Genomic DNA, 21,526 nt, shown 5'->3' on the forward strand with positions numbered 1-21,526 from the left:
TTAATTTCTTATCAAATTTTTATTGCGTTTGTTAACTTGGGGTTGTTTAATACGGTGCGCTCAATGTTGCTGCTCATAACAGAGTATAGAATAAATATTACTAGGGTCTGTTGCCGATCAGCAGACTGCGCAGATTCATTGAGCCCAACACACTATTGGTAACACGGATGTGAACTGTTTATAGTTCAACCGCGTAAAGTATTGCAGCCTGAAATAAATCGTAACATATTGACACACCAAGATTGTAAATCGTCTGTTAATCTACATCGTATAAGAATTTCCTGGGGGAAGCCACGTGGCAACTAAAAAACAAATCTTAATTCCTATCATCATTTTGGCAGCAGGTATTGCCGGCTATGGTGCATTGAGCGCAATGAAAAAACCACCAGCAGAGAAAAAACAGGCGGACGTGACACCTCTTGTTGCGGTGCAACCGGTTGAATTACAAACGCTCAGCCTTGATGTTCATTCATACGGCTTGGTTGAACCTAAGTACGAAACCGAACTGGTGGCGCAAGTAACAGGGCAAATCGTCAACTTGTCTGAAACTTTTGTTCGTGGTGGCTTTGTCAAAGAAGGCCAGTTACTGGCGCAAATCGATCCAAGTGACTACGAAGCAGCGTTGCTTGAAGCTCAAGCAAACTTAGCATCAGCGATTGCCTCGTTAGAGTTAGAAAAAGCACAGGCGAAAGTGGCTGAACGCGAATGGCAACGCATTGAAAACTCTAAGCCTACTGAATTGAGTTTGAGAAAACCGCAACTGGCGCAAGAAACGGCTCGAGTTGACGCGGCAAAAGCCGCGGTTAAGCGCGCAGAGCGAAATCTACAACGAACTAAAATTACCGCCCCGTATGATGCGATGGTCAATGCAAGAGACATCGGTTTAGGCTCTGTGGTCAACATGGGCACGCGTTTAGGCCACTTGTTAGCGACTGATGTTGCTGAAGTACGCCTTCCTGTTGCGGATAATCAATTGCAATTTTTACAACGCGGTGGTGTTGATGCCGAGGTGGTGTTAACCACCGAATTTGCCGGTAAAACCATGCGCTGGCAGGCTCGCATTGCTCGCACTGAAGGGGTCGTAGATAACGTCTCTCGAATGAACTATTTAGTGGCTGAAGTGAAAGATCCTTATGCGCTTAATGTCGATCAGGCGGCGATTCGTTTTGGCACATATGTCAATGCCAACATCAAAGGCATTGAAGTGAACAACGCCGCGTTGATACCACGCCATTTAGTCATTGATGAGCAGGTTGCCGTCATTAGCGACGACAATACCCTGCGTTATCGCAACATCGACGTGTTGCGTCAACAGGGTGATAAAGTGGTGGTAACCGCTGGACTGAATCAGGGTGAGCAACTGATCACCTCAGCGCTTGACTTTGCCCTTGAAGGCATGTCGCTATCGGTACTTGATCAAGAAAGCGAGCAACCAAAGCGCGATGAGCAGACTGACGATACGCAAGTTGCGCTTAAGGAAGGTGAGTAATGATTGATACCAACAAAGGCATTATAGCGTGGTTTGCTCGCAACCCCGTTGCTGCCAACCTATTGATGGCGGTCATTATTATTGGCGGCTTATTAACCATGGGCACGATACGCAAGCAATTCTTTCCGCAAGTAGAAATTAACTGGATTGAATATCGGGCGATTTACCCGGGCGCAGCCCCACAAGAGGTCGAAGAAGGCATCACCATTAAAGTCGAAGAAGCACTGGAATCGGTGCAAGGCTTAGAGAGAGTGATCACTTACTCTGCGCGTAATTCGTCCTACGGTTGGTTGCGCGTTGACGATGCCTATGACGCACAAGTCGTACTGGAAGAAATCAAATCGCAAATCGACTCCATCTCATCGTTTCCTGCCGGTATGGAAAGACCAACGGTAGAGCGCATTAAAATGCGTCAAGAGGTGATGTACATCAGCCTTTATGGCGATATGGACCAAAAGAAATTAAAAGAATTTGGCCGCAGTATTCACGATGAAATTCAGCAGTTACCTCTGGTTAATGTATCGGAGTATTACAGTGGCTTAAACTACGAAATTTCGATAGAGGTCAGCAAAGACAAATTACGCGAGTACAATTTATCATTTACCGATGTAGCCAATGCTGTACGCAGTTGGTCACGCAATATGTCGGCTGGACAAATCCGCGCAGAAAATGGCTACATCAGCTTGCGCGTTGAAAACCAAGCCTATATTGGCGATGAGTTCGCGAATCTGCCGCTAATTAATCGCGCTGATGGCTCAAAGGTACTTCTCGGGGATGTGGCGACCATTAACGATGGTTTCGAAGAGGGCATTCAGTACTCTAAATTCAACGGTCAAAACTCGGTTACCTTTTTTGTCGGCGCTGCTAACGATCAGTCAATTACCGACGTTGCAGAAGTAATCAAAAAGTACGTGGAGAAGAAACAAGCGTCACTACCTGACGGGGTAAAGTTAGAAACTTGGGTTGATATGACAGGGTACTTGCAAGAGCGCCTTGATATGATGCTGTCAAACTTGCTCAGTGGGGCAATATTAGTGTTTCTCATGTTAGCCACATTTTTGCGTGTACGCTTGGCGTTTTGGGTAATGATGGGCTTGCCCGTGTGTTTCTTGGGTACCCTATTGCTGATGCCGGCAAGCATGATTGATGTGACCATTAATATCACCTCTTTATTTGCCTTTATTTTGGTTCTCGGTATTGTCGTTGATGATGCCATTGTAATGGGTGAGAGCGCCTACACAGAAATAGAAAAGAAAGGTCACAGCGTCGATAACGTCATTCGCGGGGTAAAACGCGTTGCGATGCCGGCAACGTTTGGTGTATTAACTACCATCGCCGCGTTTATGCCGTTGGTTATCAGCGATGGACCAGCATCGGCATGGAACCAGTCGATTGGCTTTGTGGTTATTCTTTGTTTGCTGTTTTCCCTGGTTGAATCGAAACTGATTCTGCCTGCGCATTTGGCAAAAATGAAGGTGACAAAGCCAAATCCGAATAACCCCTTTGCGCGTTTTCGCATGGCCATTGATGGCGGCTTAAAGCGCTTTGTTGAAAACACCTATCGACCGATGTTGAAAAAAGCGGTTGTCTATCGCTATGGGGTAACGTGTTTATTTGTTGCCTTGGTATTGATTTGTGTCGGCTTGTTTGAAAGCGGTGTGGTGCGTTTTATCGGCCAACCTAAAGTACCTCACGACTTCCCTAGAATCAGTTTAGAAATGAACTTAGACAGCTCAGAGCGCGCTACTTTAGATGCCGCACGAGCCATTGAACGCTCGTTGTTTGACGTTGACGATACGATAGAGCAACAACACGGTGTGCGGATGATCTCTGATATTCAGGTAGACTTGCGCAGCCGCACTGAAGCGCAAATAATGGTCAAGTTAATTGATCCTGTTCTTCGTCCGATGAACACGTTTGAATTGGCTGATTTATGGCGTGACAATATGCCTCAAATTGCCGGTGTAAAACGCCTTGATACCCAAGATAATTTATTTGGTAATGACCGCGATGATGGCGATATCAGCTTCCGTCTCGAAGGTACTGATGAGCAGCAACTGTTAGCCGCCGCCCGTGAATTGAAAGACAAACTGAGCACCTTGGTCGGTGTAAGTGATGTCACAGACTCTCGTATGAACAGTGCCCGAGAAGTACAGTTTGAGCTTAAACCTTTGGCCTATACGTTAGGTTTGACCTTGGCCGATGTGGCGTCGCAAGTTGGTTATAGCTTTTATGGATTAGAAGCACAGCGCATTTTGCGCAATGGCGAAGAAATCAAAGTCATGGTGCGTTACCCGCTATCGGATCGTCGCTCACTTGGTAATGTTGATGATGTAATGGTGCAACTGCCTAATGGTGGTGAAGTACCGTTATCAGAAATTGCAACGATCACTGAAACCGATGGGGTAAGCCAAATCCGTCGTGAAAATGGCAATCGCACCATTAACGTCTGGGCTAAAGTGGATGCGATGCAGGCCGAACCATTTAAAATTGCCGCCGATATCCGCGATAACTACATGCCTGGCTTGTTACAAAAATATCCATTAGTGAAAAGTCAGTTATCAGGTCGCATCCAAGAAGAGATGGACAGTGCTAATACACAAATGCGCGATTTCATTATTTCGATGTTGATTATCTTCAGCTTACTTGCGATTCCATTGAAATCGTATTCACAGCCGTTGATCATTATGTCGGTTATCCCATTTGGTATTATCGGTGCGGTTGCTGGACATATGATGCTTGGTATGGATTTGTCGGTACTGTCGATGTTTGGCTTAATCGCAGCAGCAGGGGTTGTTGTTAATGATTCATTGGTGATGATCGATTACATTAACCGAGCTCGAGAAGCTGGTGTGCGAGTCAAAGATGCGGTAGTTGAGGCCGGGTGTTATCGCTTCAGAGCCATTTTATTAACCTCGCTAACTACCTTTATTGGTCTTGCGCCGATTATGTTCTTCGAAACCAGTATGCAAGCCAAGCTCGTAGTACCAATGGCGGTATCACTTGGTTTTGGCGTATTGTTCGCCACGGTAGTGACCTTAGTCCTGATTCCGTGTTTGTATGTGTTTGTCGAAGACATTAAAGGTCTGTTCAGTGGTTGGTTTGGCGCTAATCGCAAGCGTCAGAGCATCGACGATGAGCGCGTAGTTGGCGCTGGCGAAAGTCGCTAGTCGTTGACCATAAGTAAGTAAAACAAAAGGGCTCGCGATTAACCGCGGGCCCTTTTTCTATGTGTTAGTTTGACCTTGTTGGTAGCGTTGTGTTTGTCGTCAGCACGCGGCCAACGAACGCGCTATTATTTAGCGGGTTGGCGCTCGTACACCTTAAAGCTATAGGGATGAGGATTTTCGTTGTCGGGGGCGTGAGTTACGCTACTGATACAGTGAAATTCATTGTTGGCGTTATAATCAGGAAAAAACGTATCGCCATCGGTATCTAAGTCGATCTCAGTAATGTACAAGCGATCGGCTTTTGCCAAACAGTGTTGATATATACTACCACCACCAATAACCATGATTTCTTCAACACCACTGACTAATGCCAACGCGTCGTCAATATTGACAACGGTTTCTATACCATCGGCTTGATAGTTTGCGTCTCTGCTGATAACAATATTTCGGCGACCAGGTAAGGCAAACCCGATCGACTCGTAGGTTTTTCTACCCATGATCACCGGCTTTTTTAAGGTTGTTTGCTTAAAGTATTTTAAGTCGGCAGGCATGTGCCAGGGCATATCATTATCTTTGCCGATGACGCGATTATTCGCGTGCGCGACAATCATAGACAACACAGTCATATTGTTCTCTTTATTATCTAAAATGTCAGGGGGTAATCGCTAACGTCAATGTTATTTACACCAGCGACTACGTTGTATTTTGCCAATTCTAAAGAGCTTTTAATTGTTTTGCTAGCAAAGTTATAGCTCGAGGTAAACAATCGCCTCAACCGGCGGATAAGGCGGTTTGATGACAGTTAACGCGGCTTAATAAAGACAAGCTATTATTGTTCAATTACTCGGCGTCGGTAAGAATGTGGTTAACGGTCTGATTGCACACCGCTAACACAGGGAGGTAACCGCCGTTGTAGAGTGTTGACAACAAAATAGCTCGGTAATCTACGTCGATTAACCGAGCTTTTTTTCGAGTTTATTGACGGTATTCAACTTCTACATCGTAGTCATCATCGTCCCAATCTTCGTCGTCGAGATCGTCATCGTAATCATAATTTTCAATGGCGTCTTTGTGGTAGTCGTCCCACTTGAACTCAACCGACTCATCTTCTTGCTCTTCAACTTCGACTTCGTCTGGAAGGGATTCGATAAAACTCATAATGTCTTGAGTTAATTCTTTTGTACCTTCGTGGTTAAAAGCCGAAATGGTGCGCACTTCACCTTGCCAATCAAGCGCCTCAGTCACCCGGTCCATAACTTCTTGCGCTTCGTCTTCGAGCAATAAATCAAGCTTGTTAAACACTAACCAACGCGGCTTATTAGCAAGCTTTTCAGAGTATTGTTCGAGCTCTTTGACGATGGTCACAGCGTTTTCAGCGGGATCGCTTTGATCTGCAGGCAACACGTCGACCAAATGCAAGAGAATGCGACAACGCTCTAAGTGCTTTAAGAAGCGAATGCCCAAACCAGTTCCTTCAGAGGCACCTTCAATTAAACCAGGAATGTCGGCAATAACAAAGCTGCGCTGCTGATTTAGTCGAACGACACCTAAGTTTGGCACTAGGGTGGTAAACGGGTAGTCGGCAACTTTTGGTTTAGCCGCGGAAACGCTGCGAATTAGAGTCGATTTACCCGCGTTAGGTAAGCCGAGCAAACCGACATCAGCAAGCAACATCAATTCAAGCTGCAAGTTGCGAATTTCACCTGGAGTGCCTAAGGTTTTTTGTCTCGGTGCGCGGTTAGTTGAGCTTTTAAATCGGGTGTTACCCAAGCCGTGCCAACCACCTTTAGCGACCATTAATTTTTGTTGGTGCTTGGTGAGGTCGCCAATTTGTTCACCGGTATCGACATCGATAACGCGAGTACCAACGGGAACTTTTAAGGTGCAATCTTTGCCGCGCTTACCGGTCATGTTGCGGCCTTTACCATTCTCACCGCGCTGCGCACTGTGGAAGCGCTCAAATCGGTAATCAATTAGGGTATTAAGGTTTTCGTCGGCAACAAGGTATACATCGCCACCGTCGCCACCATCGCCGCCATCTGGGCCACCGTACTCAACGTATTTTTCTCTGCGAAAGCTTACGCAGCCACTGCCGCCATCGCCTGCTTCGACGCGAATTTCTACTTCATCAACAAATTTCATTAGCTTAAATCAAGCTCCAATTTTGGAAACGCTGTATGTGCAATAAGGATCTAATTATAAACGCAAACTCAATGATTACATAAATGTTTGCGAGTCAATTAAAGGGACGAGATAATGCTAAACGCCACCCTTATTTTATTAGCAAAAAAAAACCTCGCTTAAAGCGAGGCTTTTCGAACTGTGTCGTTTATCGCGATTACTCAGCGATAATTGATACAAACTTGCGGTTTTGAGGACCTTTTACTTCAAACTGAACTTTACCGTCAGTTAAAGCAAATAGAGTGTGGTCTTTACCAATACCCATGTTTGTACCAGCGTGGAATTTAGTACCACGTTGACGAACGATGATGTTACCCGCTAAAACAGACTCACCACCGAAACGCTTAACACCTAAGCGTTTTGATTCTGAATCACGACCGTTACGAGTACTACCTGCTGCCTTCTTATGTGCCATCGTTAATTACTCCTATTAACCGTTGATGCCAGTAATTTTCACTTCAGTGTACCACTGACGGTGGCCTTGCTGCTTGCGTGAATGCTTACGACGTTTAAACTTAACGATTTTAACTTTGTCACCACGACCTTGAGCTACAACTTCAGCTGTAACTTTACCACCATCAACGTAAGGCGCGCCTACTTTGATGTCGTCGCCATCAGCAACCATTAAAACATTTTCAAATTCTACAGAAGAGCCGATTTCTTGCTCTAATTTTTCTAAGCGAACAACTTGACCTTCGCTTACACGGTGTTGCTTACCACCGCTTTGGAATACCGCGTACATTTGCTACTCCGAACGCGTCATCATCACGTGACGCACAAATTAAAATAATAGGTCGCGGATTCTACGCTAAGATGATTTTATTGGCAAGTCTTTAGCACGATTTTACTGTAATTTTTTTTAATGGTGCTACATCGCCTGAACTTAATCAGAATTTAGCCGTTAAATTGTGATTAAGGTGGTTACTAATCAGGAACTAAATTAGATCGCTGTCGCCGCTGCGATTATAGCACCGAGGTAACGCGGAGTTAAAAAGTCTGCTTTTAGATCCGTGGGCGACAAGCTAATACACAGAGGAAAACTTACAGAATTTTGCGCAAATGCCGTTTAGTGGCTTTGCTCTGCTGTAAAATAGTGTAAAATCAATGACAAATATTCAGCAATAAGCCTACCCCAAGCACAGGCTTGAACAAGGATCAAAAGCGATCCTATTGATATACATATGAACATTACTGAGATCCAAGCGCTGGCCGACAAGGACATGGCCGATGTTAACCGCTATATATATAAGCAATTAGAGTCTGATGTTGTACTCATTAACCAATTGGGCATGTACATTGTCAATGCCGGTGGTAAGCGCATTAGACCGTTGATTACTGTACTTGCAGCGCGCGCGTTAGGTTATGATGGCGACAAGCACACTTGCTTGGCTGCCATTATTGAGTTTATTCACACGGCAACATTATTACACGATGACGTGGTCGATGAATCAACAATGCGCCGTGGCAGAGAAACTGCAAATGCAATGTTTGGCAATAGCGCGAGCGTTTTGGTTGGCGACTTCTTATACACGCGCTCGTTTCAAATGATGGTGACTCTTGACGATATGACGGTTATGAAAGTATTGTCAGATGCCACCAACGTTATTGCCGAGGGCGAAGTATTGCAGTTAATGAATTGTAATGACCCTGACACGAGTGTAGATAGCTACATGCAGGTTATTTATTCCAAAACGGCGAAGTTGTTTGAAGCGGCAACGCGTTTAGCTGCAGTTGTTGCGGGACAAAGCGAGCAGCGCATCGCCGCGATGCAGGCATATGGCATGCATTTGGGAACCGCCTTTCAATTAATTGACGATCTGATGGATTACACTGCTAATGCGGATGAAATGGGCAAAAACGTAGGGGACGACCTAGCCGAAGGCAAGCCGACCTTACCGTTATTACACGCCATGCACCATGGCAGTGAACAGCAAGCACAACTCATTCGTCAAGCGATCGAGAACGGACAAGGGATCGAACATTTAGATGCGGTTTTAACGGCGATGGAACAAACCGGCGCATTACAATTTACCCAACAAATGGCGGAGTTAGAGGCTGAAAAGGCAATTGACGCACTGGCGGTACTGCCAGACAGTGAATATAAACAAGCATTGATTAGCCTTGCTAATATTGCCGCTAACCGCTCGGTATAATCTACCGCGGGATCGAGACTCACCATCGATCCCTACTAACGCCAATAATAATCCATTATCTAATTCACCGAGGGGCTGTTTTGATTGACATCAACTAGTTCAGTAGGTGCTTTAGCAACAAAGAGAATGACATCATGTCGAATCTAGACTGTGTGGTTATTGAGCCACAAAACAAAGCAAATGCGAGCGTTATTTGGTTGCACGGCCTTGGTGCTAACGGCCATGATTTTGAACCCGTTGTCCCGATGATGTCATTTGCCGATGATACGCAAGTGCGCTTTGTGTTTCCTCACGCACCGCAACAACCGGTAACCATAAATGGAGCAATGGTTATGCCGGCGTGGTATGACATTCTCGATATGAGTGTCGAGCGCAAAGTCGATGTGACACAACTTCGCCAATCGGCAGATGCCATTGAAGCGTTAATCGAAGCAGAACTCGACAAGGGCGTTGACAGTTCGAGAATTATTCTTGCCGGTTTTTCTCAAGGCGGTGCTGTTGCTTATGAAACGGCATTGCGCTTTGACAAACCTCTTGGCGGCTTGATCGCAATGTCAACTTACTTCGCCACACATGATTCGATCGCGTTGTCGGATGCCAATCGAGGGTTAGACATATTGGTTATGCACGGCAGTCAAGATCCGGTAGTAGTGCCTGAGCTGGGCGATAAGGCCTGTCAGTACCTCAAAGCGTTTGGCTTTTCTCCAACCTTCAAATCTTATCCCATGCCGCATGCCGTTTGCGCCGAGCAAATCGCTGATATAAATGCTTGGTTAGTGGCGCGTTTGCGTACTGTAGGAGAGTAAATTATGGCTCGCTATGTGGAATACACGTATCAGGGAAAAACCAAGAAAATACCTTTCTCTTATTCAAAACACCGCGATATCTACGAAGCGGCAGCCGCCGCAGAAGGGGTTGATATTACGTCGGTGTTGGCCATGGAGCAGCAGTTGGAGTTGGTTAGCCGTGGTCAGGGAATCATGAAAAACTTCCGCCAAAAGGAGTTTGCTCGTCTTGGTTTTAGCAAAGTTTGGATGATTAAAGACGAGTAATGCCAGTTCACCGCAAACTGCTGGCGTTGTTAGGTGGGGTTAGGTAAGTACTAATTCACTAAGCCAGATAACTCCCTGAGGATGAGCGCCTCAGCATACTTTGCTTGTGATCATTGCCCCTTATTGGAATATTATCTCAACGTCGCGATAATCGACGTTGTCAACGCGTTGATCGTGTCGTGCGAATAAATCACCAAACAAGCTCCCCACCGGTGGTGTTAGATTAAGTATTGGCAAGTACTGCATCGAATCATGTCTATGCGCTTGATAGGCGCTGAAGAAGAACGTAATCTACACCTGTTAAAGTCAACATTGTTTGCCGCCAGTGCAAATGGGTTAAAGCATAGTTTGATTACTAATAAAACAATAAAACAATAAAACAATAAAACGAGAACAATGATGTTACGGAACATAGTCACCCTTCTACTCACGACAGCGTTAATCGCTTGTAGCTCTACTCAAATTCAATCGACTCGTATTGCCACCAATAAACCGTTAGAACCTGGTACAGGGGTGGTGGCAGTCCAAGTGATCAACAATGCCGAGCGACTCGCTCAATGGCATAAAGGCTGGACCGAGGTGATTGTTTTTCGAACAGATAATATGGAGCAGTTAAAGCAGGCAGCAATTGATAAAGCAAAAGCGAAGCACAAAGGCAGTAAACCTTTTGATCCTGAGAAAGTAGATTGGAACCCTGAGGTTTATACGTTAACCCCTCACGATCAAGGCGTTTTAGATAGTCAAATATTCGTCGGCACCATTCCCCAAGGCGAGTATATGATTTCTAGTTTATATGCTTATTATAATGGTGGAGACTTCTCGTCTTGGCTAAGCATGCCGGTGATGTTTTCGGCGGGTAAATTTAAAGTTGAAGAAAAGAAACTAACCAGCCTAGGCAGTGTTGTGTTCCAGCCATTACTAAATATTAAAGAAAAAGGCTTTTGGAGTAATACATCTTCTCAAAAAGCCTATGTTACCCGTGTTGAAAAACAACAAGACCTCAAAAGCTTTATCTTAAGACATTACCCTAATCTCGCTGACCAGCTGCAACTAGAGCAAACCTTAGATTGGAGTAGTGATGAGTTAGATGAATTTAGAGGTAAGTTAAGCGATTTATCTCGTAACAATGCATATGGTAACCAAACCATGACGCTATCAAAACTTGGTAAAAATGTTATTGCATCAAAATTTGGTCTATTAAAATGGCAAGATACGCAAGGCAAGTGGCAAAAGACCAATCTAGACACCAATTCGCAGTTGGCTGCGGCAATAGAAATAGGCAATAAAGTGGTTGTTGGTGGTGAATTAGGTCAAGTGTTTATCAGTGACAATCTAAGTGCTAACTGGCAACGCTATCAACCTGTAAGTCCCAAAGAAGCGATTAGCTGGTTTGGTCAAAGTAACGACACGTATTATGCGTTGACGCAATCAGCAAGAGAATTTGTTGTTTATCAGATTGAAGATATCGAAACTAGATGGGAAAAACTGGTGTCTTTTGAGCGAAAACCAAAAGGGATTTGGGTGCAAAATGGCGGCTTGTTTCCATTTATCAATGGTGAAAACCAAATCAGTATCATCAACGATAATAAACTTTATACCTATAGTAACAGCACTAAAAAGTGGGTTGAGACGAAGACGACTAGCCTAGTAGATATGACTCAACTGGCAAATGGCATGTTAGTTGGTGTTGAAGTGAGTCAGTGGGACGGCGTTGGTGACCAAGTTGTAAGCTTAGATTACGGCAAAACCTGGCTCGATGTAAATCGCCACTTAAACCTTTGGGGCGATTTTAAACTAGATAGAAGCTTACCTATTGTGCTAAACGACAACACCGTTGTTTCTATAGGTCGTAAAAAGACGGCAAAAAATGGTAACAGTAAAACCACATTAAAGATTATCTCAACCGATGCGAAACAGGTATCTGATAAAAAATCGTGGAGCTTTCATTACGCCCCAAAAGATAATTGTCATACAATGCTACCCAATATTTCGCAGCAATCAACGATCTACATGCTGTGCGACCAAGGTCAAATAGTGGCGTCTGACAACTTTGGTGAAACTTGGCAAGAAGTGGTGTCTATTGACGTTAAAACAATGCAACAAACGTACGACGATATGATTGAGCAACTGAGAAAACAGAATCAAGAAAAGGAAGAGCAAGAGCAAAAACAGCAAGCGGAGAAAAAGGATAAAACGGTCAAACAAGAGTCCGCATCGGCGAGCTAAATCAGTCGAGTAATCGTGCTGAGTTAAAAAAGAACAGGGTTGTTAGTTAATTTCAGGCTGACAATCCTCTGACCTTATGTTTTTCATACTGCGAAAAACGCGATTGGATCATGCACTGCAACGGCGCAGTTGTTACTCATCAACCACGAGAAACACAGTGCCCCATCCTCAACGGTGCAACAAGTTAGTTCTGCAGCGCTATCAACCTAGAGCAAAGATTATTAACCAATAATACTGATAAAGACTTGCAATATTAACAGGTTAACGATATCGATGAAGAAGGCGCCAACAATCGGAACCACCATGAAGGCCTGTGGCGACGGGCCGTTGCGCGATACCAAAGCGCCCATATTCATTACCGCTGTGGGCGTGGCACCGAGACCAAAACCACAGTGTCCGCCAGCGATCACCGCAGCATCGTAGTTTTTGCCCATGACTCGAAACGTCACCAGATAAGCAAATACCGCTAGAGTAATTGTTTGGCACAGTAAAATGGCCAACAAAGGCAGTGCTAAATCAAAAATCTGCCATAGCTTTAAACTCATTAACGCCATTGATAAAAACAGCGCCAAAGACACGGTACCGAGGATATCCACGGTTTCGGTATTGAGTTTGTAGCGCTTGGATAATTCACACAGGTTGGTAATGATCACGCCGATAAACAGGGCGTAAACAAAGTCGGGGATCTGCAAATAGCTGATCTGAAATCCGTCGACCCAGGCTTTGCTATATTTAGCTCCAGCCACACAAATCAATAAAACAAACAGGGTCTCGCAGACTTTTTTGGCGGTAACACGCTCCTCTTCAAGCTGGTTATAGGTGACGATGTCATCGGCTTGATGATGGTGAATACCAGCGCCATAAGTTGATTTTAACTGGTGCTTATTGATCAGCCGTTGTGCCACAGGGCCACCGATAATCCCGCCCATAACTAAGCCAAAGGTGGCCGCCGCCATCGCCAATTCCAGGGTTTCAATATCGTAAACTTGGGAAAACGTATTCGCCCATGCAGCTCCAGTACCATGGCCTCCACTAAGGGTTATGGAACCGGCAACTAAGCCGAGTAATGGTTCTAACCCTAACAAGGTCGCCAAGCTGACACCGAGCATATTTTGTACCACCACATACAGTGCGGCAATTGCCAAAAACAAAAATACCTTGCTGCCACCTTTGAGTAACAATTTAAAGCTCGCGGATAAGCCGACGGTCGAGAAAAACAGCAACATAAAAGTACTCTGCAATGGCAGGTTAAACTCAATATGAATACCTTGGTTGTGTAAGATGGTGATGCCAATGGCCACCACTAAGCCACCTAAGATCGGTTCGGGTAAGTTGAACGTTTGCAAGGGGACGATGAGATGATTTATCAAACGGCCGATAAACAACACCAAGATGGCGATGATAAGTGATTCAATTGCCCCTATTTCGATAGGATTAGTTGTCATCGCCAGCGAGCCTTAGGTGTTATTTATGCATATTATCGATACGTGTGTAATAACTATAGAGTACTAAGCGACACCTTGCTGAGGCTAAAATCGTTTTACTCTGCGTTAACACTGATGAATGTAGATGACTAAACAACATAATGTTTGCCTTGATTAAAACGATTTTATCGCTCAGGAGAATTAGTAAACAAAGATAAGCACGCCCCAGCAAGGAGTTTAAACTGAAGGTTTTGATCAAAATTGCGTTAGCGCGTTAATTTAAAGGTGTATTTGTGGTTAAATTGCTCTATAATTCGCGCCAAAATTTTTACATAACAATTTATTGAGGGCTTATCATGGCTATCGAACGTACTTTCTCTATCGTTAAACCAGATGCCGTTGCTAAAAACGTAATTGGTGCAATCTACAATCGTTTTGAATCAGCAGGTCTAAAAATCATCGCGGCAAAAATGGTTCACTTATCACGTGAGCAAGCTGAAGGCTTTTACGCAGAACACAAAGAGCGCCCTTTCTTCGGTGCATTGGTTGACTTTATGACTTCTGGCCCAGTTATGGTTCAGGTTCTTGAAGGCGAAAATGCGGTACTTAAAAACCGTGAAATCATGGGTGCTACTAACCCAGCAGAAGCGTTAGCCGGTACTCTTCGTAGCGATTACGCTGCGTCAATCGATGAGAACGCAGTTCACGGTTCTGACGCTCTTGAATCAGCGGCTCGTGAAATTGCATACTTCTTCTCTGACGAAGAAATCTGCCCGCGCACTCGCTAATATCGTTGTGTAGGCTAGGTGTTTAGGCACCGCAAATACAAAAAGGATTTTGCTGCTGTCAGTAAAATCCTTTTTTGCATAATTCCGCCTTCAATTCGGTTGCCTATTTGTTAGCAAATCGAGGCAATATAGCAATGCCCCAGTCTGTTAACAAATAAACAACAATATATGATTTGTCTGTGTTGTGCGAAAAATGTACAATTCGCGCCATTAGATTCATCTCCCCTGTAATTTTAAGTGAGCCACATTAATGACAGATAACGACGTAAAAAAGGTCAATTTACTGGACTTTGATCATCAAATGATGCGTGACTATTTTGCCTCGATAGGCGAAAAGCCATTTCGCGCCGATCAAGTAATGAAGTGGATTTACCATTTTGGTTATGACGATTTTGAAAAAATGACCAATCTCAATAAGGCGTTGCGTCAAAAGTTAGCTCGTTTATGTGAAGTGAAAGCACCAGAAATATCAGCCAAGCAAGTCTCAGCTGATGGTACGATAAAATACGCGATTAAACTCGCCGGAGGGCAAGAGGTTGAAACCGTATGGATTCCAGAGAACAATCGCGCCACGTTGTGCGTGTCATCACAGGTCGGCTGTGCACTAGAGTGTACCTTTTGTTCAACCGCCCAACAGGGGTTTAACCGAAATTTAGCGGTCTCAGAAATTATCGGTCAGGTATGGCGTGTGGCCAATGATATTGGCGCTACCCGCATTGCTGGCACTCGCCCGATCACTAACATAGTGATGATGGGCATGGGTGAGCCGTTATTGAACATGAAAAACTTGATCCCTGCACTAAAAACCTTTTTAGATGACTTGGGCTACGGTTTGTCAAAGCGTCGAGTTACGGTATCAACATCTGGCGTTGTACCGGCATTAGACATGCTCAAAAAAGAAGTCGATTGTGCGCTAGCGATTTCTGTACACGCACCAAACAATGCGTTGCGCGATGAACTGGTGCCGATTAATAAAAAGTACCCACTTGAAGAGTTCTTAGCCGCGAGTCGTCGCTATATCGACGGTTCGAAGGCAAACAAGCAAGTGACCATAGAATACGTCATGTTGGATCACATAAATGACTCAACCGACCATGCACATGAGCTTGCTAAAGCGTTACAAGAAACACCGAGTAAAATAAACCTGATCCCATTTAATCCGTATCCGGGATCACCGTACGGTCGTTCGAGCAATTCGCGCATCGATCGCTTTGACAAAGTGTTGCAAAGTTATGGTTTTACCGTAATAACGCGCCGTACCCGTGGTGACGATATTGACGCTGCGTGTGGTCAATTGGCCGGTGATATTAAAGATAGAACTAAGCGGGCAATTAAAAAGCAGCTGAAAGATAGCGAAGAAATTTCAGTTAAAGTGATGTAATTTGTTGCTGAGCAAGGTAATCTAACGGTTAGATTACCTTTTGGCAATAACAACAAATCATTGAGCTGAGAATATGAAAAAACGCCTGCATTCGGTTGGAACATTGGCCCTTACCGTGATATCGCTATCCATAGTTGGTGGGCTAAGCGGTTGTGTCACCCAGAACTACGCTGACAACGCACCGGTTGTTGATCAAGACTTTAGTGATGAGCAACTCGCGAAAACGCGTATTTCACTCGCCCTCGGTTATCTCGACAAAGGTAATACCACACAGGCCAAATACAACTTAGAAAAGGCGCGCCAATTCGCTCCTGATTTGGTTGATGTACACACCGCGTTTGCACATTATTACGAATCGGTCGGCGAATATGAGCAAGCGGAAACGTCTTACATCGACGCCTTAGAAATCAACGATGAAGATGCAGATACGCTGAATAACTTTGGGGTCTTTCTGTGTCGACAAGACCGGATCGAAGAAGCCGAAAAGTACTTTAATAAAGCGATAAAAGTCCCTTCGTATATTCGCATATCAGAAACCTATGAAAACATAGCTCTGTGTTATTTAAAACGCCCTGACTTTGAGAAAACAGAGGCAGCACTGTCACGCAGTATTCGTCACAGCCCCAATAGAGCCTCTAGTTTAATGCAAATGGCGCAGTTGCAATACGCGAAAGGTTCTTACGATCAGGCAGCCAATTTCCTCAGCCGCTTTGAATTGGCAACCAGACGTTTTACTGCGCAAGCAATCGCTTTGAGTTACAAGGTGCAAAAGAAACTAGGCAACGATGAAGTGGCCGATAATTACGCGGCCATGCTGTTGAATATGTTTCCCGAATCCGCAGTGGCAAAAGAGTATATTGATAATGGTTTAGCGTACATAGGTGCGGATGAGTTGGCTGCCCAATACAAACAATATCGCTTGCGCCAAATGGGGGTTAGGGTTGATAACAAGCCGCTATTGTCGTCGGCTAGCAGCGCCAAAAAATCGATTAACGTTAGCCGCAATGAGAATTCTCGTGTGCGAGTGAAGAAAAAGGTTACTGACAACGACCGCGCTAAGCCGGTGCAAACGGCGCAATCGGCTAGTGATAAGCGAACTACCGATGTGCGTAATACCAATACGAGCGAGCCAGTAAAACCAACTAAAACTGAGACTGCGGCAACGTCTAGCGCTAACGCGACGGCGGTCAACGCTCCTATCGCGCCGGATACCGCGACCGAGCAAGGTGGTCAGCAAAATACTGCGGTTCAACCAGCGCAAATGAAAAAAGTTGTTAACGGCGATAGGCAAAATCGCGTACATGTGGTAAAAAAAGGGGAAAATTTATATCGAATTTCGATCAGGTATAATATAACCATTGCCACCCTGCGCCGTTGGAACAATTTACCGAGTAATGAAATTAGCGTAGGGCAAGTGCTTAGACTAACCAAGCCAAAGTAACATTATGAGTGAACAACCAGATAACGCTAGCGAACAAATAGTACCGTTAAGTCCGGGTACCATCTTGCGTCAAGCCAGAGAGCTGATGCAATTATCGCAGCAGGAAGTGGCTGACAAATTAAACCTGAGACTGTCGTTGATCGAAGAGATTGAGGCCGACGACTTCTCCGGTAAAACGCCGAAAACCTTTGTCCGCGGCTATTTGCGCAATTACGCTAAGTTAGTCAATGTTGATCAGCAAAGCTTACTAGAAGCCTTTGAACAATACGCCACTAACGCATCGACTAGCGCATCCATGACCAGTTTTTCGCAAGGTACGCAAAAGCAGGCAGAACACAATCGTTTAATGATCGTCATTTACATCTTGATCATAGCCTTGATCGCCTCAACGATTATTTGGTGGTCGCAACAGGCGAGCAATGTCAGTACTCAGCCGATTGATAACCAGTTATCACCAGCAGATAATCTTGACAGTCAACCGTCAGCACCACCCGTGACCGTTGAAGAGTCGTCTGTGGACAGCACATCGCTAACAGACACCGAGGATACGCAAGACACTACAGTTGCTAATGACCTCGACTCTGGAGCGATGGACGATCCGGTTCCACAAGATGAGGTGTTTGAGCAGCACATGCAACAAACGGCAGCAGCGGCACTTGCCAATGAACGAGACAACGCAGTCAACGCAACCGGTCAAGTGGTGGTTAACGAGGGCAGCGACAGCGCTGTAGCCGAGCAAGATACATTGCAATTTCGCTTTGCTGGAGACTGTTGGGTAAATATTTTCGATGCTTCGGGTGAGCGTTTGGCTTGGGGTATTAAGAAAGCTGGTTATGTCATGACATTGTCTGGCCAAGCGCCATTTCAAATAACCTTGGGTAAGCCAGACTTGGTCGCGTTAACGTATAATAACGAGACTATCGATCTCAGTGGCTACCAACCGGGGCAAATTGCCAAGTTTCGTTGGCCGGTGGCACCCGAGGTACAACAATAGGCTAAAACGCCTCTATCGGAATAAATCAAAGCTGGCGTGCACCATTGAGCCGGCTTTTCAATTAATGCTGGATTAAGCAAGAAATAATTATGTTTAGCGAATCTCCTATAAAACGACGTAAATCGAAGCAAATTATGGTGGGTAATGTTGCCGTAGGCGGTGATGCGCCGATCTCGGTGCAATCCATGACCAACACCAAAACTACTGACGTTGAGGCGACTGTTGCCCAAATTCGCGCACTTGAAAATGTCGGTGCGGATATCGTTCGCGTGAGTGTACCAACGATGGACGCAGCACACGCTTTCAAACAGATCAAACAACAGGTCAAGGTGCCACTAGTCGCCGATATCCACTTTGATTACCGCATTGCTTTACAAGTTGCAGAATACGGCGTTGATTGTTTGCGAATCAACCCAGGCAATATCGGTCGAGAAGATCGCATTCGCCAAGTAGTCGAAGCGGCCCGCTATCACAATATTCCTATTCGCATTGGGGTCAATGGCGGCTCGTTAGAGCGCGATATCCAAGAAAAATACACCGAGCCAACACCTGAGGCCTTGGTTGAATCAGCGATGCGTCACGTAGACATCTTAGACAAGCTCAATTTTGATCAATTTAAGGTGAGTGTGAAAGCCTCCGATGTGTTTTTAGCGGTAGGCGCGTATCGCTTATTAGCGAAACAAATTGATAATCCACTGCACTTGGGGATTACTGAAGCTGGCGGTTTTCGCTCGGGAGCGGTCAAGTCGTCTGTTGGCTTAGGCATGCTGCTCGCCGAGGGCATCGGCGATACCTTACGCGTATCGCTAGCGGCCGACCCGGTTGAAGAGATCAAAGTTGGCTTTGATATTTTAAAATCTCTGCGCTTGCGCAGTCGCGGTATCAACTTTATTGCCTGTCCGAGTTGCTCGCGCCAAGAGTTTGACGTGATTTCAACCGTCAATGCATTAGAAGAGCGATTAGAAGATGTGCTAACACCGATGGATGTCTCGATTATAGGCTGTGTAGTCAATGGCCCAGGAGAGGCGACTATTTCGGATTTAGGACTGACCGGCGGCGCGAAAAAGTCGGGTTTTTACGAAGACGGCACGCGTCAGCGCGAGCGCATTGACAACGCTGATATTGTCGATCAATTAGAGCGCAAAATTCGCGCCAAAGCGCAAATGATGGATGAGCGCAATCGAATTGAGATCAAACAATCCTAATCCCGTGTTTAAAGGGGATTTTGTTGTAAGATGAGGCAAAAATCCCCTATAATGCCAAGCCCTAATTCAGATACATTGAAGAGACTATTTTTGTGAGCAAAGCGATCCAAGCAATTCGTGGCATGAATGATTGTTTGCCGGGTGATACCAATAAATGGCAAATGGTTGAAGATGTGTTGCGTCGAGTAGCAGCAAACTATGGCTACGCAGAAATTCGTATGCCAGTGGTAGAGTCTACCAACCTATTTAAACGCGGCATCGGCGAAGTCACGGATATCGTTGAAAAGGAAATGTATACGTTTGACGATCGCAATGGTGACAGCCTGACCCTCCGTCCAGAAGGAACCGCAAGCTGTGTACGTGCCGGTAATCAACACGGTTTGCTTTACAACCAAGAGCAACGCTTGTGGTACATGGGACCGATGTTTCGTCACGAACGTCCACAAAAAGGCCGCTATCGTCAATTTCACCAGTTTGGTATTGAAAGCTTTGGCATTGCCTCGCCAGATATTGATGCGGAAGTTATTTTACTGAGTGCGCGGTTGTGGCGGGAACTCGGTATCAGCGAACATGTCACACTAGAGTTGAACTCATTGGGCTCTAACCAAGCGCGCGCTGAATATCGCGACGCGCTGGTCGCATTTTTAGAGCAGCACCAAGAGCAACTAGACGAAGACAGTAAGCGTCGCATGTATTCAAATCCGTTGCGCGTACTGGATTCAAAAAACGCGCAAGTACAAGCGTTACTTGCCAATGCGCCGCGCCTGTCTGAGCACCTAGACGCCGACTCAGCGCGACACTTTGAGCAACTGTGCCAACGCCTCGATGCGGCTGGAGTTCAATATCGAGTCAACGAGCGTTTGGTGCGCGGTTTGGATTATTACAATCGCACTGTGTTTGAATGGGTCACCGATAGCTTAGGCGCTCAGGGTACAGTCTGTGCCGGTGGTCGTTACGACGGTTTAGTGGAACAGTTAGGTGGTAAAGCCACCCCGGCCGTGGGGTTTGCACTGGGCATTGAGCGTTTGGTATTGATGCTTACAGAACTTGACCGACTGAACAATATCAGAGCCACTGTTGATGCGTACATAGTGATGTCGGGCGAACAAGCAGAAATTACCGGTGTTGCGCTAGCCGAGCAATGGCGCGATAAAGTCAAAGATATTCGCATTCAGTGTCATTGTGGTGGTGGAAAATTTAATAAACAGTTAAAGCGCGCCGATAAATCGGGCGCCCGTGTCGCGATTATATTAGGTGACAATGAAGTTGAACAACAGCAAGTCACGATCAAATACTTACGCGAAAACAAAGAACAGCAGACCGTCGCATTTAACGATGTTGCGGCGTTATTAGAAGAATTAGTATAAAAAAGGGTATAGAAGTGGAAGCATATCAAACTGAAGAACAGCAAGTTGAAGCGATTAAGTCGTTTTGGCGCGAAAATGGAAACTCGTTAATTGCCGGTTTAGTCATTGGCTTAGGTGGTTTTGTCGGTTGGAATTATTACCAAGACAACCAATTACAGGAGCAATATCAAGCGGCTTATGACTATCAGCAAACCATGGACGCGTTCGCTTCGAAACAACAAGATTTTCGAACACAGACCCAGGCGTTTATCGATAACAACTCTGACAAGGTCTACGCAACGTTCGCGGCATTTGCACTAGCACAAGATGCAGTTGAGCACCAAGACTACGCTGAAGCGGCCAAGCAATTGCAAGTGGCAATTAACGCCACAGAAAGTGACAATTTAAAAGCCATTGGCAATCTTCGTTTAGCCAGAGTACAAGTTCAACAAGGTGAATACCAAGCGGCGTTGACGACGCTAAATGCGATTACCTTGGCGTCGTTTGTCGCCAGTGTCGAAGAAGTCAAAGGTGACGCGTATTTACTGCAAGGCGATAAGGCGCAAGCACGAGCGGCCTATCAAGCGGCAGCAGACGCTGGTGGCCTGCAGGCAAGCCCTGCGTTGCAAATGAAGTTAGACGATTTAGCGGTTAGCGTTGCTCAATAATTGGAGCC

General features: G+C 45.4%; 18 protein-coding genes. 13 read left to right on the plus strand and 5 right to left on the minus strand.

Annotation, left to right across the window (positions count from 1 at the left end; translation table 11 throughout):
- Nucleotides 1-295 precede the first annotated feature (295 nt).
- Together ACAY30_RS02870 and ACAY30_RS02875 are read left to right on the plus strand one after the other, a co-directional pair.
- Nucleotides 296-1,489: an efflux RND transporter periplasmic adaptor subunit gene (locus ACAY30_RS02870; RefSeq protein ID WP_290252221.1), complete on the plus strand. Its 1,194-nt coding sequence runs from the start codon at nt 296-298 to the stop codon at nt 1,487-1,489.
- Nucleotides 1,489-4,659: an efflux RND transporter permease subunit gene (locus ACAY30_RS02875; RefSeq protein WP_290252222.1), complete on the plus strand. Its 3,171-nt coding sequence runs from the start codon at nt 1,489-1,491 to the stop codon at nt 4,657-4,659. The genes ACAY30_RS02870 and ACAY30_RS02875 overlap by 1 nt, the downstream gene beginning before the upstream one ends.
- A gap of 125 nt (nt 4,660-4,784) precedes the next feature.
- On the opposite strand, the gene folA is transcribed toward ACAY30_RS02875, so the two are convergent.
- The 4 genes from folA to rplU all read right to left on the minus strand — a co-directional run bounded on the left by folA (nt 4,785) and on the right by rplU (nt 7,582).
- Nucleotides 4,785-5,285, minus strand: a complete 501-nt coding sequence (gene folA / locus ACAY30_RS02880; protein ID WP_290252223.1) for a type 3 dihydrofolate reductase — start codon at nt 5,283-5,285, stop codon at nt 4,785-4,787.
- 349 nt (nt 5,286-5,634) lie between these two features.
- Nucleotides 5,635-6,801 (minus strand): Obg family GTPase CgtA, encoded by a 1,167-nt coding sequence (gene cgtA / locus ACAY30_RS02885; RefSeq protein WP_290252224.1) that lies wholly within the window; start codon nt 6,799-6,801, stop codon nt 5,635-5,637.
- Nucleotides 6,802-6,997: 196 nt separating this feature from the next.
- Nucleotides 6,998-7,255, minus strand: coding sequence for a 50S ribosomal protein L27 (gene rpmA, locus ACAY30_RS02890; protein WP_290252225.1), 258 nt, complete (start codon nt 7,253-7,255; stop codon nt 6,998-7,000).
- Between the two features lie 15 nt (nt 7,256-7,270).
- Nucleotides 7,271-7,582, minus strand: a complete 312-nt coding sequence (gene rplU / locus ACAY30_RS02895; protein ID WP_290252226.1) for a 50S ribosomal protein L21 — start codon at nt 7,580-7,582, stop codon at nt 7,271-7,273.
- Nucleotides 7,583-8,021: 439 nt separating this feature from the next.
- Here rplU and ispB point away from each other — a divergent pair, with 439 nt between their 5' ends.
- The 4 genes from ispB to ACAY30_RS02915 all read left to right on the plus strand — a co-directional run bounded on the left by ispB (nt 8,022) and on the right by ACAY30_RS02915 (nt 12,271).
- Nucleotides 8,022-8,993, plus strand: coding sequence for an octaprenyl diphosphate synthase (ispB, locus tag ACAY30_RS02900; RefSeq protein ID WP_290252227.1), 972 nt, complete (start codon nt 8,022-8,024; stop codon nt 8,991-8,993).
- Nucleotides 8,994-9,127: 134 nt separating this feature from the next.
- The gene (locus tag ACAY30_RS02905; RefSeq protein ID WP_290252228.1) at nt 9,128-9,799 is read left to right on the plus strand and encodes an alpha/beta hydrolase; all 672 of its coding nucleotides are present in this window, start codon (nt 9,128-9,130) and stop codon (nt 9,797-9,799) included.
- 3 nt (nt 9,800-9,802) lie between these two features.
- The gene (locus ACAY30_RS02910; protein ID WP_290252229.1) at nt 9,803-10,045 is read left to right on the plus strand and encodes a DUF2960 domain-containing protein; all 243 of its coding nucleotides are present in this window, start codon (nt 9,803-9,805) and stop codon (nt 10,043-10,045) included.
- A 396-nt stretch (nt 10,046-10,441) separates the two neighbouring features.
- Nucleotides 10,442-12,271 (plus strand): hypothetical protein, encoded by a 1,830-nt coding sequence (locus ACAY30_RS02915; protein WP_290252230.1) that lies wholly within the window; start codon nt 10,442-10,444, stop codon nt 12,269-12,271.
- A gap of 221 nt (nt 12,272-12,492) precedes the next feature.
- Here the strand turns inward: ACAY30_RS02915 and gltS are convergent, their stop codons facing one another.
- Nucleotides 12,493-13,716: a sodium/glutamate symporter gene (gltS, locus tag ACAY30_RS02920; RefSeq protein ID WP_290252231.1), complete on the minus strand. Its 1,224-nt coding sequence runs from the start codon at nt 13,714-13,716 to the stop codon at nt 12,493-12,495.
- Between the two features lie 335 nt (nt 13,717-14,051).
- Here gltS and ndk point away from each other — a divergent pair, with 335 nt between their 5' ends.
- The 7 genes from ndk to ACAY30_RS02955 all read left to right on the plus strand — a co-directional run bounded on the left by ndk (nt 14,052) and on the right by ACAY30_RS02955 (nt 21,518).
- On the plus strand, nt 14,052-14,483 hold the full coding sequence (gene ndk, locus ACAY30_RS02925; protein WP_290252232.1) for a nucleoside-diphosphate kinase: 432 nt from the start codon (nt 14,052-14,054) through the stop codon (nt 14,481-14,483).
- A gap of 250 nt (nt 14,484-14,733) precedes the next feature.
- On the plus strand, nt 14,734-15,864 hold the full coding sequence (locus ACAY30_RS02930) for a bifunctional tRNA (adenosine(37)-C2)-methyltransferase TrmG/ribosomal RNA large subunit methyltransferase RlmN (protein ID WP_290252233.1): 1,131 nt from the start codon (nt 14,734-14,736) through the stop codon (nt 15,862-15,864).
- A gap of 73 nt (nt 15,865-15,937) precedes the next feature.
- Nucleotides 15,938-17,305 carry a type IV pilus biogenesis/stability protein PilW gene (gene pilW, locus ACAY30_RS02935; RefSeq protein ID WP_290252234.1) on the plus strand — a complete coding sequence of 456 codons (1,368 nt, stop codon included), beginning with the start codon at nt 15,938-15,940 and terminating at the stop codon, nt 17,303-17,305.
- A 4-nt stretch (nt 17,306-17,309) separates the two neighbouring features.
- Complete coding sequence (locus ACAY30_RS02940; protein WP_290252235.1) at nt 17,310-18,299, plus strand: RodZ domain-containing protein; 990 nt, start codon at nt 17,310-17,312, stop codon at nt 18,297-18,299.
- Nucleotides 18,300-18,388: 89 nt separating this feature from the next.
- On the plus strand, nt 18,389-19,504 hold the full coding sequence (gene ispG, locus ACAY30_RS02945; protein ID WP_290252236.1) for a flavodoxin-dependent (E)-4-hydroxy-3-methylbut-2-enyl-diphosphate synthase: 1,116 nt from the start codon (nt 18,389-18,391) through the stop codon (nt 19,502-19,504).
- 92 nt (nt 19,505-19,596) lie between these two features.
- Nucleotides 19,597-20,871, plus strand: coding sequence for a histidine--tRNA ligase (hisS, locus tag ACAY30_RS02950; protein ID WP_290252237.1), 1,275 nt, complete (start codon nt 19,597-19,599; stop codon nt 20,869-20,871).
- Between the two features lie 14 nt (nt 20,872-20,885).
- Nucleotides 20,886-21,518 (plus strand): tetratricopeptide repeat protein, encoded by a 633-nt coding sequence (locus ACAY30_RS02955; protein ID WP_290252238.1) that lies wholly within the window; start codon nt 20,886-20,888, stop codon nt 21,516-21,518.
- Nucleotides 21,519-21,526: the final 8 nt, after the last annotated feature.

It is taken from the genome of Thalassotalea ponticola (assembly GCF_041379045.1).
Taxonomy (GTDB): Bacteria; Pseudomonadota; Gammaproteobacteria; order Enterobacterales; family Alteromonadaceae; genus Thalassotalea_A; species Thalassotalea_A ponticola.

Coding starts and splice junctions, on each gene's coding strand:
- ACAY30_RS02875 (WP_290252222.1), top strand. CDS start 1,489: ATGATTGATACCAACAAAGGCATTATAGCGTGGTTTGCTCGCAACCCC.
- folA (WP_290252223.1), bottom strand. CDS start 5,285: ATGACTGTGTTGTCTATGATTGTCGCGCACGCGAATAATCGCGTCATC.
- cgtA (WP_290252224.1), bottom strand. CDS start 6,801: ATGAAATTTGTTGATGAAGTAGAAATTCGCGTCGAAGCAGGCGATGGC.
- rpmA (WP_290252225.1), bottom strand. CDS start 7,255: ATGGCACATAAGAAGGCAGCAGGTAGTACTCGTAACGGTCGTGATTCA.
- rplU (WP_290252226.1), bottom strand. CDS start 7,582: ATGTACGCGGTATTCCAAAGCGGTGGTAAGCAACACCGTGTAAGCGAA.
- ispB (WP_290252227.1), top strand. CDS start 8,022: ATGAACATTACTGAGATCCAAGCGCTGGCCGACAAGGACATGGCCGAT.
- ACAY30_RS02905 (WP_290252228.1), top strand. CDS start 9,128: ATGTCGAATCTAGACTGTGTGGTTATTGAGCCACAAAACAAAGCAAAT.
- ACAY30_RS02910 (WP_290252229.1), top strand. CDS start 9,803: ATGGCTCGCTATGTGGAATACACGTATCAGGGAAAAACCAAGAAAATA.
- ACAY30_RS02915 (WP_290252230.1), top strand. CDS start 10,442: ATGATGTTACGGAACATAGTCACCCTTCTACTCACGACAGCGTTAATC.
- gltS (WP_290252231.1), bottom strand. CDS start 13,716: ATGACAACTAATCCTATCGAAATAGGGGCAATTGAATCACTTATCATC.
- ndk (WP_290252232.1), top strand. CDS start 14,052: ATGGCTATCGAACGTACTTTCTCTATCGTTAAACCAGATGCCGTTGCT.
- ACAY30_RS02930 (WP_290252233.1), top strand. CDS start 14,734: ATGACAGATAACGACGTAAAAAAGGTCAATTTACTGGACTTTGATCAT.
- pilW (WP_290252234.1), top strand. CDS start 15,938: ATGAAAAAACGCCTGCATTCGGTTGGAACATTGGCCCTTACCGTGATA.
- ACAY30_RS02940 (WP_290252235.1), top strand. CDS start 17,310: ATGAGTGAACAACCAGATAACGCTAGCGAACAAATAGTACCGTTAAGT.
- ispG (WP_290252236.1), top strand. CDS start 18,389: ATGTTTAGCGAATCTCCTATAAAACGACGTAAATCGAAGCAAATTATG.